We start from the raw sequence: 13,288 nt of genomic DNA, 5'->3' as shown, positions 1-13,288 counted from the left end.
AAACATGAAGAATACAAACAGCATATTTACAAAGACAAACCGGCTAGTGATTCGCCAATTTGATGTGCAAGATATTGAAGCATTTTATCAGTATCGAGCAGACCCCTCGATTGCCACATTTTCTGTTCAACTCAGCATATCTAAAGCTTCATTTAAATTGAAATTCATACGGTAGCTCCTTTTATCACTTTTCTTTATTCTAATGGATTTGAATAGATTGTATCTTATATTTCAAACAGATAAAGAAGAAAATAAATGGGGCTTTTGATAAACCTTCTATAAATAAATAGAATGGTTCTATAACCATTTGCATTATACTATCTCTATTAGAAAGGTTGTTTAAAGATGAGCCTCAAGAAAAAATTAGTTATTAGTATCATCATTGCTTCTGTTTTGTTTTCTTCCTATTACCTACTAAAAAATTTATTCATAAAAGAAAATGCTAAACACGTTTCAGAAAATGAGTTCAAACCTTCATTTCTAAATGACAAATTAGCAACCATCTACCTTTCAGCATCAATTGATTATCAGCGTGAAGGGAGCTACACAATATATATTAATAAAAAAGGAGAATTAACTACCTCAGAAGGTGATGCAATTGAATTAGGTTCTATTGCTCAAGGTGAACAGATGTTACTGAAAGAAAACCCTTCAGAAATAAATATTCTTGGGAAAAAAAACGCTCAATTTAAGTTCAAAAATAAAGTACATACTGGTTATGGACAAGCTAATGGATATTTAAAGAACAAAGAAATATTTTATACATTAAACAACCAAGGTTTTGGAGAGAAGGATTATAAAAGTTTAATCAGATGGGGCAACACTCAAAACTTTCACGAGCAAATTTTAAATGGATACTTTGTTGGTACAGGAAACGACGAAGATAAAATTTACGTGATCAATCAAGATATGGATACTGATCGATCTACTTTTCATGAATTGAATTTAGAGGACAAACCGACTCTTCGAAATAGTGGTCATATTAAACTCATTAATGAAGACTGGGAAGTTTATTCAAATATTATCATTAAGGACAATTTAGCTTATTTTATCCTCTATCACACTCCTGAAGATTCTAAGGATGTGTCTTTTAAAGTTGCAGTATTTGATTTAGAAAAGAAAAAATTAAATGGAGCATATTTACTTGGCAACTATAAAAGTGAAGATCAACTAATTCCGCCAAATGAAAAGCACTTCTATATAAAAGACGATATTTTATATCACTTAACTGCAAATTCTAAGATTTATACATTTAACACAAAAACGATGAAACCAGAAGGATCCTATTCCTTAGAGCAAGAGGAAGGACTCAATGTTAAGTTCGTCTATTTAAATTCTGATCATATCTACTTATTAAACCAAAAAAAGACCGGGGAATATGAAATTTCTTCTTATTCATACCAAAAAAAGACCGGGGAATATGAAATTTCTTCTTATTCATACCAAAAGGGAAAAAGATTGAATTCTTTAAAGATAAAAGGTCTAGACAAAATTCTGGATAAGAATCATGTATCTGAATATGATTTTTTGATGTTAGAACAAAATAGAAATGATATTCTCAAAATATTTAATAGGTGATTCTAAAGGGAGAATTGGTATGACTCATTTAGAATTCGTAATTTGTACAAAAGGTTTATTTCATGCCAGTTGTGAGATTTATCATTTTGCCCATCCTGACATTTACACTTTTTAATGTCTCCTTCTTAGGGTGGGCAGTTGTTTACACTTTTGGCTCAGTCATTGCTTCATATATAGCATTTTTCATCATGAAATTTTTAAATAAAAAGAGGTCATAAATTACACAAAAAGCCCTCTTAGGGGCTTTTCTTCTTTCACTATTGTTTTTTCACTGGATGAATGTCCTCTCCCAAAAAGACGGTATTAGGATCTCCACTATTTTCTAGAAACTCAGCCATTTCTTGCAGCTCTTGATTGATACGGTCATTTCTTGGCATATCCGGGTTTAACAGAAGGATGGAGTGAATCGTTGTCGCTGCTTCATACAAGACATATTGATCTTTTATCTGTTGGATGCACTGTTTCATACGATCGAAAAACCATTCGATCTCTTCCGTTTCTTCCATCGGATAATGTGCCATTTTGAAAAGATTCTGCTGACGAAGGTCTTGCCTCTCAAATATCAATTCTAGCTCTTCTTTACTGACATACAAATCCGAAGATTCCTCGTCAATCTCTACTACTTCGACCATTGCATCTTCTGCCGTATATAATTTCTCAACAAAAGCATCGAAAGTATATGCCAGCTTAAAATCTACATCCATCTCTAAATCAAAATAGTGAATAGGAGGATGCTCTTTCGTTTCTCGATAATCCATTGCGATCCATGTATCATCTTCCCCGCTGATGAAAATAAGTCACTCCGGCAGACCCAATTCATCACTTAACTGAGGGCTTTTCATAATGCCATCACCTTTGGCAATTCCTCTTAGATGGTCAAATTGAACATGATCCTCTGCCCATGAATTTTGTCGTTCGGTTGGAAAAGCATTACAAACTGTAAAACCACCATTCCATTCTAGAATGAGTTTTTTGTATGTAGCAGGTAGAGTAACACCAAGTGTTTCCTCTGCCTCACGAATTTTTGCCTCATCTATTTTTTCTAATGTGAAAGGGCTCTCTTCTTCTTTCTCCCAGAATGATTTCAAAGTGGATGCCTCCTCGTATCTATTGAGATAAGTATAACATTGACAAATGATTCATTTGCTCATTTGATTCGATTGATTTTAAAACGAATTGAAGGAGCTGTAAGTGATGAAAAAAGCGTTTTTTCTTATGCTTGACGAGTATGCAGATTGGGATGGTGCTACTTTAGCCCTCCAATAAAAAAATAAGAAGATTGGTCAGTTCATACTATTTCTTTTGAGCAGATGGAAATCACGTGTAATTTAGGTAAAAGATATCCGTGAAAGAATTCGTTCCCAAAAAGAAAACAGACCCCCATAAGGTCTGTTTTCTTTTTACCTATACGTTTTGAGAAGTTGTGTTTCGATCCATTTTGTGTGGAATGAAAGTTGTATTTCTATTCGAATCCTCCATTGTTGTATTTCGATTTGATGTTGGCTTTATCGTACTAGTTGCTTCATATACACCTGCACCTAGAAAGATTATAGAGCTTATAACAATCATTTTTTTAATACTCATAAAGACACTCTCCTTTTTGAATATTTTGTTGGGCTTCAAATGCCATCCTGTAATATTCTGTTGCTTTCTCAAACTTTCCTCTTTTTTCAAAAATACCTGCAAGATTTTTAGTGAATTCTTCTACGAAAACAAACAACTGCTTCTCTTCAAATGTCTGAAGCATAGCTTGAATCTTATCCTCATCATTACTTTCATATGTTGTTTTTATAGAACGTATTAATAGAATTTCGTGCGGGTTCTCTTTATGAGAGATCAGTTTCAAAGCTTTATCCACTAAACTGGATGCTTCATCAGTTTCCCCTGTCTTATATAGCGCCCAACAAAGGTTAACATATATGACCGATTTTACATCGTCCATACCAACTTCTAATATTTCAAGGGACTCTTGATAATATTGGATAGCCTTTGCATAATCTTGTTTTTTTTCATAATTGTTTCCTATATTTAATAGCACCTTGGCAATCAACCTTTTATCCGCTATTTTTCCAGCGATGGAATGGGCTTTATTCAGATGTATTAATGATTTTTCATACTGCTTAAAATCATCATAATTTCCTGCTATTACAAATAAACATTGAACTTTTCTAATTTTGTATAATTTATATTGATCGTAAATTTCAAGCGCCTTAATTATATGATGCATGGAAACGTGTGTTTGCTTCATAATATAGTAAGCTTCAGCCACTTTGAAGTGAAACTCCGCTTGTTCAATATCATCGACAACCAATGCTAGCTGCCTCTCAGCGATCTTGTAATATTGAATTGCCTGTACATATTCTTTCTTACTAAATTCATGCATTCCTCTAAAAAAGGCATTGTAATATTGCAACATACCGGAAAGTTGATGATTAGAATTCTCAATTTTATCAACTAAATCAGAAACAGAAGGCGATCGTTTTTCTGATGGTTTGATATAATCAAGCATAAGCTGATGACGAAAGCACATCAATTGATAATAAATCAGTAAATCCTGGTCTTCTTCCATTCGTTCAATTTCTTGTTCTACCTCAGCTTTCAATATCTCTGCATCGGGTACACTGAATTGCCGAATCATTTTATACCATTCATTTATTTTCACACCTACATGTGAAGAAAGAACTTTCTCCATCCCTTATTCCCCTTCCACCAAAATCCCTTATATGACATTTATTATCACATACAATAATTTACAAAGCACCGAAAAGAAACCGCAAAAAGAACGATTGTTACATCAATAAACCGTTGACACAATTCATTATCATCACAAAACAAAAAGGCAGACTCTTTTCAGTCTGCCTTCATCTTCTAGATTTCCATGAGAACACCTTTTGTCTTCAGGTAATATGCAATGAATCATTTAACCACTCTTCACAATGTTCAATAAGCCACCTCAAATATTCCACATATTGACCGACGTGATAGCCATCACAAACAGCATGATGTACTTGAATGGCAACGGGCAGGATGATTTTTTCTTTTTCCACCTTAAATTTGCCTATCGTAAATATTGGCAGTAAATAAGCTTCATCTGTAGATACATTAAGGTTAAAAGAAGTAAAATCAATCCACGGTAGACTTGAAATATTGAACATGTTTTCTGGCATATGAGGTTTCGGAAATAGGTTGCTGCTTTTGCTAAATGTTTCAATGTCGGCTACACAACTTTTATAAAACTGAGCAAAGTTTTCATCATAAGGCGTCCAAATACTTGAAAATGTCTTTGTTTCTTTATTTAAAATCGTATAACTAGGATGGAGAAACTCCCAGTAACCAAGTTCATCGTTCACTTGATCCATTCGAAACTCAGGAATTTTTTGCACAGCTCTTGCTAACAAATAAATTTGCACAGGATATACTTTTAGCTTTTTTTCTTTTAATATTGCATGCAATTTCGTGATGTCTAGATTGATCACCAAGCTATATGAGCATCGGGTTAACGTCATATAATGGTGAAAGTGCTCTTTTCGCGGAAAATTTTCGTCTATTTGTTTAAACAATTTTATCTCCTCCTGAATGTGATTTACTGTATTCAGGAGGAGACTTTATCTGTTTTCACCACCACAATCATCCTTTCAAGAGATATGTCATGTTTCTGTCTATTCAAAGTCTACCATGAGCTTTGCTTACGATAAAGCCTGCAGCAACTCTTCGTAAGTCATCTTGCCCAACGTGAACTGTTCTATTGCTATGTATTTTTTCTCCGCTGAGGTATTCATTCTATTATGACATTCATTGACTAACTCATTTTCATTTGATAATGGCTCATGTATATGTTCTGTTTTTCGAAATGCTTCATAGTATCTTATACCAAATATTCTTTGGGACTTCGCATTCATGTGAATTCCGTCTGGATTAGGTATAAGGCCTTTCGCAGTAACATAATAACTATTTTCATGATGATGTGCATATTTTTGTAGTTCCTCATTGATCAGTTGATATTCCACACAACTTGCGCCAAATCCTGTCTTTCCTAAGAAAGCGCCCAAACCACCTATCACAAGCGGAATGTTAGGGACAGATAATTCAGTTCTTATATCATGAAATAATCTCTGTATTTTTTCATAGTATTCTTTGTATTTCCCATCTTGGCTGTCACTTTCTCCTTGATGCCATAAAATTCCGACCAATTCGCTATCTTCCTTTGCAAATTTAGCCTCATTTATTGTATGACAAAATAAAGCCCCATCTCGTGACCACTCATCAATGGAACTGCCACCTTCGGCACATGGAATAAGACCAATTTTTTCTCCCTCTTGATGCTTGCACTAAGTCTCCGCGAAGGAAGCCGCCAATCCTACACCAGCTACCGGTCTATCAAAATGAATAGGTTCAGTCATCATTTGCCATCTACCATTTCGCAGCATCATGATTCTTTCATTATAAATCGGAGGCACTTCATGTTTGAAGCCGTGCCCCGCCATATTTGATTGTCCAATTAGTAAAAGTGACTTCATCTCTTTTTCCCCTCCACTGAATATTTTATCATTGGTCTCTAATTCAACTGGTGATGAACCATCTACCTCTACCTAGTCAAGGTAGAGGTTTAGAATTTACCAGCGATACCCTATATTCACTTCTACCGTTACTGCAGAAGCTTTTTATCCTCTGGTATTCCTTCGTTATTCCAACACCAAAAATATTATACCTTTTTATAGTTTTAACCTTTATGATTTAAATGCTTTACTATTCAAGTTTTTTCATAACGAATATGCACGCATATTGTACTGTTAAAATTCCATAACAAACAACCTATTTACTACATTTATTTACAAATGATAACATTCATTAAAGGGTGAGAAATATTCCTAACAGCTAAAACAGCTTAACTAAATAAGCTTAACATTCGTTGAAAGCCTAATTTCTAAAATATATTCAAAAGTAGGAGTTTATTATGGAAAAACTAAGTACTTCTAAAGGTTTAATAATTACTTTACCGGCCTCTATTATAGCTATTGTATTGATTTTAGGGAAAATTGATACACCTGTAACAAATATTTTGTTTTATATAGTAGCTTTCGGTGTAATGGGTTTAACTGTTTCAAGCTTAATAAAGGACTACAAAAAAAAGAAAGATTGATGACTTGTCCATAGAGCTAATTTATGTAGCTGTGAAAAACAGGATGATGAACTCTTCGATAGAGGGAGCAGGTTACCAAAATACGCTTTCATGATCTTAGACACACTATGAAACTATTTTATTGTTAAATAATGGCGCACCTGTCGTATCTTAAATTGACCACACTGAAAAATGTAGTGTGGTTTTTAATTTCCCTAATGTTTTCTTTTATTTTAGAAATACAAAAGCCATTCTCGATTATCTCAAGAATGGCTCTGTATCAACGGCTTTTCATATGATTCCGACTGGGTTCGAACCAGCTACCTCTCCCCTGTCAAGGTAGCTATATGGAATCCTGTGATTATCACCAATATCCTCTATTCACTCATAAAACTTGATACATAAGCTATCTTTACCCTTTTGTATCGTCTTTGTTCTTTCGTATTTTTTAAAAACCGAAAAAAACGTTACTTTTTTACCTTTTTATACACCTGTTTTAAACTTATGAGTGTATGCAAATTAAGCTTTACCACCATTAATATATTTCACTAACATGGCTGCTGCGTACATAAAGAATGCAGCGATTAAACCATTCACCATACTTCCAAAAACAGCAATCAAAATCTGTCCTGCATAATCTGTCCATGTTTTATCTGGAAATACAGCAATGTTCCATATACTCACCAGCATATAGAATCCAGTCACAATAATAAAAGTCCAAACAACTAACTTTGATTTAAGCATTTATTGACAATCCCCCATTATCCATTTTCTTCTATGTTAACATGGGTTAATAATAAATCCTCATTCAATTCATCATGATCCATAGTCTTAGCTTCGTCTAACTCACGTTCTTAGTTTCTTGTTTTTATTTAGCTTCCTTCAGCGCTGCTCTTTTTTTCATCTTTGGCTTCGATAAGCAAGTCTTTAAAATAATTAACTGTTGCTTTGTCATAACTGTCCATTAGAACGCCCTTATATAAAATCATATGAAAAATTAGAGGTACGCTATACCATCTAACTATGTCCAAAATGATATCTAAGTTAGTATAATCAGCAGGAAAGTTGATTTTTGTGGAAATAGCTACAATCGCTGCTGTGATAAGTGCAAAAAGAGGGGCAATAAAAAAGAAATATCTTTTTTGATCATTAACATGATTAATCCGATCCAACCTCGCAATTGCGTTTGATATATCTTTCTGATCCAATGATTCAATCACTTGTATTTTATTTTTATATTTATGATAATCTTGTCCATCTTTAGGGAAATTTTCTGATAAGTATTTGACAAGGACACGTTGATTCATCTTTACTAGATTGCGACGCAGATTTTTTTTATTAAATTTCTCTGCCCTAAATTTTTCTATATCATCTATTTCTCTAAGAATCGCTTTATTTATCTTCCATATCATCCTTAACCACCTCATCAGAATTATCGGTAGAAGGGTAAAATTGTTAAATGAAAGGCATAGAAACCCCCCCATTGTATTTTGTAGAACTTTTTCATTTTAAATAGACAAAAGCCATCCTTGAATAATTCAAGAATGGCTTTTCATCAACGTCGTTTTATATGATTCCGACTGGGCTCGAACCAGCGACCTCTACCCTGTCAAGGTAGCGCTCTCCCAGCTGAGCTACGGAATCGGGTTATGTATCAGTTCTGGGCTTTCTGTTACTGACAGTCTCTATTATATAACCATCATGATTAGTCGTCAATGGTTTTGTTCAAAAAAGGTTAAAAAGCCGGCGGCTGTGTCGGCTTTTTTCTTCCTTTATGATTGGTTGACAAGAACAGGCTTTAGTTGATCGAGTGCTTGTTTGAAGTCGAGTTTGAGGTCTTCTCCGTTTTCTACTCCTACACTTAATCGAAGCAGGCCGTCCGTGATGCCTCTTTTTTCTCTTTCTTCTTTTGGCATAGCGGCGTGTGACATTTTGGCTGGGTATGACAGAATGGATTCGACAGCGCCAAGACTGACGGCGAATACAGGTAATGTGACATTATCCACTAATTCTTTGACAGCCGCTTGGTTTTCTAATTCAAATGAGAGAACGGCTCCAGCTCCGCTCGCTTGCTTTCGCTGAATGTCTGCCCCAGGATGATCCTCTAAGCCTGGATAGTATACTTTTTTCACCGCAGGATGTTCTTTGAGGAATGAAGCGAGTTCAAATGCCGTTTGGCTGGCTTTTTCTAATCTGACTTGAAGGGTTTTTAATCCTCTTAACACGAGCCAGCAATCCTGCACGCCAAGGACCGCACCGAAGGAGTTTTGCAGTGAATAGAGTTCCGCTCCCAGTTTCTCATCTTTCACTACGGCTAACCCTGACAGTACATCACTATGACCGCTCAAAAATTTCGTTGCGCTATGCAGGACAATATCAACGCCAAGGTCGAGCGGACGCTGAAGCGCAGGTGTTAAAAACGTATTATCTAAAAAAGTCAGACAGTCATGCTCTTTTGCAAGCTGGACGACGCCCTCAATATCCGTAATACCTAGCGTAGGATTTGACGGTGTCTCCATATAAATGACCTTCGTATTCGATTGAATGCCTCTTTTGACTTCATTCAAATCCGTCATGTCCACAAAGGTATGCTCAATCCCAAATCTCGAAAGAACTTGGGTGATCATCCGATATGTACCGCCGTACACATCTCGTGTGACAAGGACGTGATCTCCCTTTGATAATAGGAGAAAAGCAGTGGAGATGGCTGCCATGCCTGATGCAAAAGCAAGCCCTCTTGTTCCTCCTTCTAGCGCCGCAATCGTATCCTCTAACGCTTGGCGTGTAGGAGTCCCCGACCTTGAGTAGTCATATTGACCAAAATCATCGAAGCTGCTTTGATGAAAGGTGGATGCATGCTGAATGGGCACACTGACTGCACCTGTTGAACGGTCTGTTTTAAATGCATTATGAACGAGTTGGGTTTCGAGTGTCCAATCGTGTGTAGTCATTTCGTGTGTACCTCCTCTTTTACTTGTGATAGTGCCTGTTTTAGGTCTGCTTTCAGGTCATCTACGTGCTCAATGCCAACGGAGAAACGGAGCAGTTTGTTACACACACCGTTAGCAATGCGAATTTCCTCAGGAATATCCATGTGCGTTTGCGTCGCAGGATACGTAATAAAGCTTTCGATTCCGCCAAGACTTTCAGCAAAACAAATCGTTTTCAGCTGTTTCAAAAATGGATTGACCCAGTCCTCTTCGGCTACACGGAATGACAGCATTCCTCCCTTGCCAGGGTACAGGACATCTTGAATTTCTGGCTGTTTCTTTAAAAATTCTGCCAGTTCCCTCGCATTTGCCTCGTGCTGGCGCATTCTAAGAGCCAGTGTTTTCATCCCTCTCATTAACAGCCATGAGTCAAATGGTGATAAAACGGCTCCAATTGCGTTTTGATGCTGGAACATCTCTTCAGACAACTGCTCCCCTTTTGTCACCACAAGCCCGGCAAGGACGTCATTGTGTCCGCCTAAATATTTGGTTGCGCTATGGATGACAATGTCCGCTCCAAGCGTAATCGGTTTTTGCAATACGGGTGTGTAAAAGGTGTTATCGACAATGACCAAAGCGTCATGTTCTTTTGCAATTTTCGCTATTTTTTGAATATCCGCTTCCTGCATGAGTGGATTTGTTGGCGTTTCAATAAAGACTGCTTTTGTGTTTGGCGTGATTTTAGAACTTAAACAGTCTTCATCTGAAAAATCATCATAAAGAAAACGTAAGCCGTATTTTTTCCATTCGTTTTCAAACAAACGGTATGTACCGCCATATAGGTCTGAAGAGACGATAAGCTCATCTCCGCTTTCAAATAGCGCCATGATCGTTTGGATCGCAGCCATTCCCGAACTGAAGGCAAAGCCGGCCGTCCCTTCTTCGAGTGAAGCAATCGCATCCTCTACGAGCTGTCTCGTTGGATTTTTCGTTCGAATGTAATCAAATCCGGTTGATTCCCCTATGCCTCTATGTCTGTATGCTGTTGAAAGGTAAACGGGAGGACTGACAGTACCAGTCGCCTCTTCGCTGCGGTTTCCAATTTGCGCTAATGTCGTTTCCACATGTTCTGTCATTTGACACCATCCTAAGTAAAAATCTGATTTCAAAACAGAAAACCCCTTCTTCATAAGAAGAAGGGGTTTAATCGCTTCCTCTTATCTTCCAAGCAAAAAAACTGCTTGCTGGATTTAGCACCTTGGTACATCACATGAAGTGATGCATACCGGTTGCTGAGGTTTCAAAGGGCCAGTCCCTCCACCTCTCACGATAAGAATGTGTTGTCTGTCTGTTCTAATTCTTAATACTGTAACCCATTAAATCTCATTTTTCAAGGGGAAATGTCATGATTAATGAAAATTTTCTGTATTTTATAACAGATTCGATATTCACTGAATGGATTGCATGTTAGCATATAGGAACAACGCTATTTTTCATGTTACAATGAATGGAAACGTTTCACTTTGTGATGAAATTGGTTAGCTGGAGGAATGGATTATGGTGAAGAAAACAGGCATTATTCAAGAAGAAACTTTACAGTCAAAAGAACTTGGGGCGGATATGACCCTTTTGATCTATTTACCAGTCAATTACTCCCCCCTTTATACATATCATGTCATCATTGCCCAAGATGGTCATGATTATTTCCGCTTAGGCAAAATAGGCAGACAGGCAGAAGAATTGATGCAAAACAAAGAAATGGAACGCTCGATTATCATTGGTGTCCCTTATGAAAATGTCACGGAAAGACGGAATACGTATCATCCAGATGGCACAAAATTTGAAGCATATAAACGCTTTTTAGCAAATGAACTTGTCCCTTATATTGATAAGCACTATCCAACCTATCAAATCGGCTCGGGACGCACGTTTATTGGTGATTCGCTCGGTGCTACGATTTCTCTTATGACAGCGATTGATTATCCTTCTTTATTTGGCGGGCTCATTTTGCAATCTCCTTACGTTGATGAGTCAGTTCTAGAAGCCGTTAAACAGTCGACATCCCTTTCCCATTATGCCATCATTCATCAAATCGGGTTAGAAGAAACGGCTGTGAAAACGACAGATGGCCAAGTGCTTGATTTTATCCAGCCGAACAAAGATTTAAAAAGCCTTCTAGAACAGTCAGGCGCGGATTATTTATTTGAGACGTTCGAAGGGGATCATAAATGGACGTATTGGCAGCCGCTCATTGCGCCTTCGTTAAAAAGAATGCTCCCATATTCGTTAATCAACTGAATTTTGTTATAATAAACAATAATAAATACTTTCTTAATCAGGAGGGAACACGATGAAATACGGAGTTGTTTTATTTCCATCAAAAAAATTGCAAGATATTGCGAACTCTTACCGAAAGCGTTATGATCCGAACTATGCACTCATACCGCCTCATTTAACACTTAGAACACCTTTTGAATTAACGGATCTAGAAGCGGCTGAGGTTGTCTCAACGTTAAGAGAATATGCAAAAAATGCTTCTCCTATTACGTTACGTATTAAAAAATTCAGTTCATTCGCTCCTGTAAACAATGTTATTTATATGAAAGTAGAACCGAACGAGGAAATAACAGCACTTAATGAAAAATTGTATACAGACCCACTTGCTGGTACACCCGAATATGCCTTTGTTCCACATGTGACAGTGGCTCAAAAATTATCAGATGATGAGCATTCGGACGTACTTGGCACATTAAAGCTGAGAAAGATTGACCATGAAGAAACCGTGGATCGCTTCCACCTTTTATATCAATTAGAGAACGGATCTTGGACCGTCTATGAAACATTTATTTTAGGAGAAGAGGGTTAAGGACATTTGAAAACAGTTATCGCAACAGCACAAACACAACGAGAAGATGCATATTACGTTCGAAAAGAAGTGTTCGTCAAAGAACAAGAAGTCCCGTTAGAGATTGAAATAGATGAACTAGAAGACGAGGCCATTCATTTTGTCATTTATAATGATGAAATGAAGCCTCAGGCAGCTGCTAGATTGCGGATCATTGAAGGACCGAAGGCAAAGCTAGAACGAATTTGTGTGTTAAAAGAGGCGCGTTCTTTCGGCCTTGGGCACAAGCTATTAGAAGCGCTGGAAGCTGAAGCCATTGTAAACGGAGCGAAGGAAGCGGTTATGCACGCACAAGTCCAAGCCCTTCCTTTCTACGAAAAGAAAGGCTACAAAGCCGTATCTGAACCGTTTGAAGAAGCAGGAATCACACATGTCAAAATGAGAAAAACGCTGTCTGTTTGACCAAAAGAAAGCCAGAGCATCCATGATGCCCTGGCTTTTCTTTCTTCATCATCGTTCGTCAAAGGAAGTAAGCGCAATCATTTATATATACGCATTAATATGAATGCCTTTGCCTTCCTCCATAAACATATCTCGTACAAAGCGTTCCCGCTTTTTTTGCTGTACTTTCGTTTCTGCCTCTGTCACTAAGTCCTCTTTTTTCTCCAGCTCTCTGTATACCTTGTCATGAAAAGTTGGAGTCACCTTTGTCACTTTCGCGTAGTCTTCTTTATCCTGAGGAGCAGGACGATTGATATATTGAAAATACAGATCCGGCTGAATCGGGGCTATATATCCCATCAAGAACGCCTCCTT

13 protein-coding genes, 1 tRNA gene, 3 pseudogenes and 1 riboswitch are annotated in these 13,288 nt (G+C 37.0%); of the genes and pseudogenes, 7 read left to right on the top strand and 10 right to left on the bottom strand.

The genetic code is table 11. The features are described from left to right. Positions 1 to 4 precede the first annotated feature (4 nt). The 3 genes and pseudogenes from C5695_RS06305 to C5695_RS06295 all read left to right on the top strand — a co-directional run. The gene (locus C5695_RS06305; RefSeq protein WP_233230811.1) at positions 5 to 175 is read left to right on the top strand and encodes a GNAT family N-acetyltransferase; all 171 of its coding nucleotides are present in this window, start codon (positions 5 to 7) and stop codon (positions 173 to 175) included. Between the two features lie 170 nt (positions 176 to 345). After that, complete coding sequence (locus C5695_RS06300; RefSeq protein WP_117729996.1) at positions 346 to 1,578, top strand: hypothetical protein; 1,233 nt, start codon at positions 346 to 348, stop codon at positions 1,576 to 1,578. A 56-nt stretch (positions 1,579 to 1,634) separates the two neighbouring features. Then, positions 1,635 to 1,796: pseudogene (locus tag C5695_RS06295) on the top strand (DUF2651 family protein); the annotation flags it as partial. A gap of 39 nt (positions 1,797 to 1,835) precedes the next feature. On the opposite strand, the pseudogene C5695_RS06290 reads toward C5695_RS06295, so the two are convergent. From C5695_RS06290 to C5695_RS06270, 4 genes and pseudogenes are all read right to left on the bottom strand, one after another. Further along, a pseudogene (locus C5695_RS06290) lies at positions 1,836 to 2,666 on the bottom strand (SMI1/KNR4 family protein). Between the two features lie 485 nt (positions 2,667 to 3,151). Beyond that, the gene (locus C5695_RS06280; protein ID WP_117729993.1) at positions 3,152 to 4,270 is read right to left on the bottom strand and encodes a response regulator aspartate phosphatase; all 1,119 of its coding nucleotides are present in this window, start codon (positions 4,268 to 4,270) and stop codon (positions 3,152 to 3,154) included. 205 nt (positions 4,271 to 4,475) lie between these two features. Next, the gene (gene catA / locus C5695_RS06275) at positions 4,476 to 5,138 is read right to left on the bottom strand and encodes a type A chloramphenicol O-acetyltransferase (RefSeq protein WP_117729992.1); all 663 of its coding nucleotides are present in this window, start codon (positions 5,136 to 5,138) and stop codon (positions 4,476 to 4,478) included. Positions 5,139 to 5,264: 126 nt separating this feature from the next. Further along, positions 5,265 to 6,095: pseudogene (locus tag C5695_RS06270) on the bottom strand (sialate O-acetylesterase). Between the two features lie 437 nt (positions 6,096 to 6,532). On the opposite strand from C5695_RS06270, the gene C5695_RS06265 reads away from it, so the two are divergent. Then, entirely contained in the window at positions 6,533 to 6,718 is a 186-nt protein-coding gene (locus C5695_RS06265) for a hypothetical protein (protein ID WP_117729991.1), read from the top strand. Between the two features lie 498 nt (positions 6,719 to 7,216). Here C5695_RS06265 and C5695_RS06260 read toward each other — a convergent pair whose 3' ends face one another. The 5 genes from C5695_RS06260 to C5695_RS06240 all read right to left on the bottom strand — a co-directional run bounded on the left by C5695_RS06260 (position 7,217) and on the right by C5695_RS06240 (position 10,763). Further along, a complete protein-coding gene (locus C5695_RS06260; protein ID WP_117729990.1) occupies positions 7,217 to 7,441 on the bottom strand; it encodes a hypothetical protein in 225 nt (74 codons plus the stop codon). Between the two features lie 128 nt (positions 7,442 to 7,569). Next, positions 7,570 to 8,109, bottom strand: coding sequence for a hypothetical protein (locus C5695_RS06255; RefSeq protein ID WP_117729989.1), 540 nt, complete (start codon positions 8,107 to 8,109; stop codon positions 7,570 to 7,572). A 159-nt stretch (positions 8,110 to 8,268) separates the two neighbouring features. Next, positions 8,269 to 8,341, bottom strand: a tRNA-Val gene (locus C5695_RS06250). 128 nt (positions 8,342 to 8,469) lie between these two features. Beyond that, positions 8,470 to 9,648 carry a cystathionine beta-lyase gene (metC, locus tag C5695_RS06245; RefSeq protein ID WP_117729988.1) on the bottom strand — a complete coding sequence of 393 codons (1,179 nt, stop codon included), beginning with the start codon at positions 9,646 to 9,648 and terminating at the stop codon, positions 8,470 to 8,472. After that, positions 9,645 to 10,763, bottom strand: a complete 1,119-nt coding sequence (locus C5695_RS06240; protein WP_117729987.1) for a methionine biosynthesis PLP-dependent protein — start codon at positions 10,761 to 10,763, stop codon at positions 9,645 to 9,647. Before C5695_RS06240 ends, metC begins: the two co-directional genes overlap by 4 nt. Positions 10,764 to 10,841: 78 nt before the next feature. After that, a riboswitch (SAM riboswitch) is annotated at positions 10,842 to 10,963 on the bottom strand. 221 nt (positions 10,964 to 11,184) lie between these two features. On the opposite strand from C5695_RS06240, the gene C5695_RS06235 reads away from it, so the two are divergent. Genes C5695_RS06235 through C5695_RS06225 form a run of 3 tightly spaced genes read left to right on the top strand, consistent with a single transcriptional unit; the run spans position 11,185 to position 12,934 of the window. After that, positions 11,185 to 11,925 carry an esterase family protein gene (locus C5695_RS06235; RefSeq protein WP_117729986.1) on the top strand — a complete coding sequence of 247 codons (741 nt, stop codon included), beginning with the start codon at positions 11,185 to 11,187 and terminating at the stop codon, positions 11,923 to 11,925. 52 nt (positions 11,926 to 11,977) lie between these two features. Next, positions 11,978 to 12,493 (top strand): YjcG family protein, encoded by a 516-nt coding sequence (locus tag C5695_RS06230; RefSeq protein ID WP_117729985.1) that lies wholly within the window; start codon positions 11,978 to 11,980, stop codon positions 12,491 to 12,493. 6 nt (positions 12,494 to 12,499) lie between these two features. Continuing rightward, positions 12,500 to 12,934, top strand: coding sequence for a GNAT family N-acetyltransferase (locus C5695_RS06225; RefSeq protein WP_117729984.1), 435 nt, complete (start codon positions 12,500 to 12,502; stop codon positions 12,932 to 12,934). A gap of 81 nt (positions 12,935 to 13,015) precedes the next feature. On the opposite strand, the gene C5695_RS06220 is transcribed toward C5695_RS06225, so the two are convergent. Further along, on the bottom strand, positions 13,016 to 13,273 hold the full coding sequence (locus C5695_RS06220; protein WP_117729983.1) for a hypothetical protein: 258 nt from the start codon (positions 13,271 to 13,273) through the stop codon (positions 13,016 to 13,018). Positions 13,274 to 13,288 lie beyond the last annotated feature (15 nt).

The sequence above is a fragment of the Bacillus pumilus genome, from assembly GCF_003431975.1.
Lineage (GTDB): Bacteria > Bacillota > Bacilli > Bacillales > Bacillaceae > Bacillus > Bacillus pumilus_N.
The sequence above is the reverse complement of the archived record's forward strand: the minus strand, read 5'-3'. Positions and strand labels throughout refer to the sequence as shown.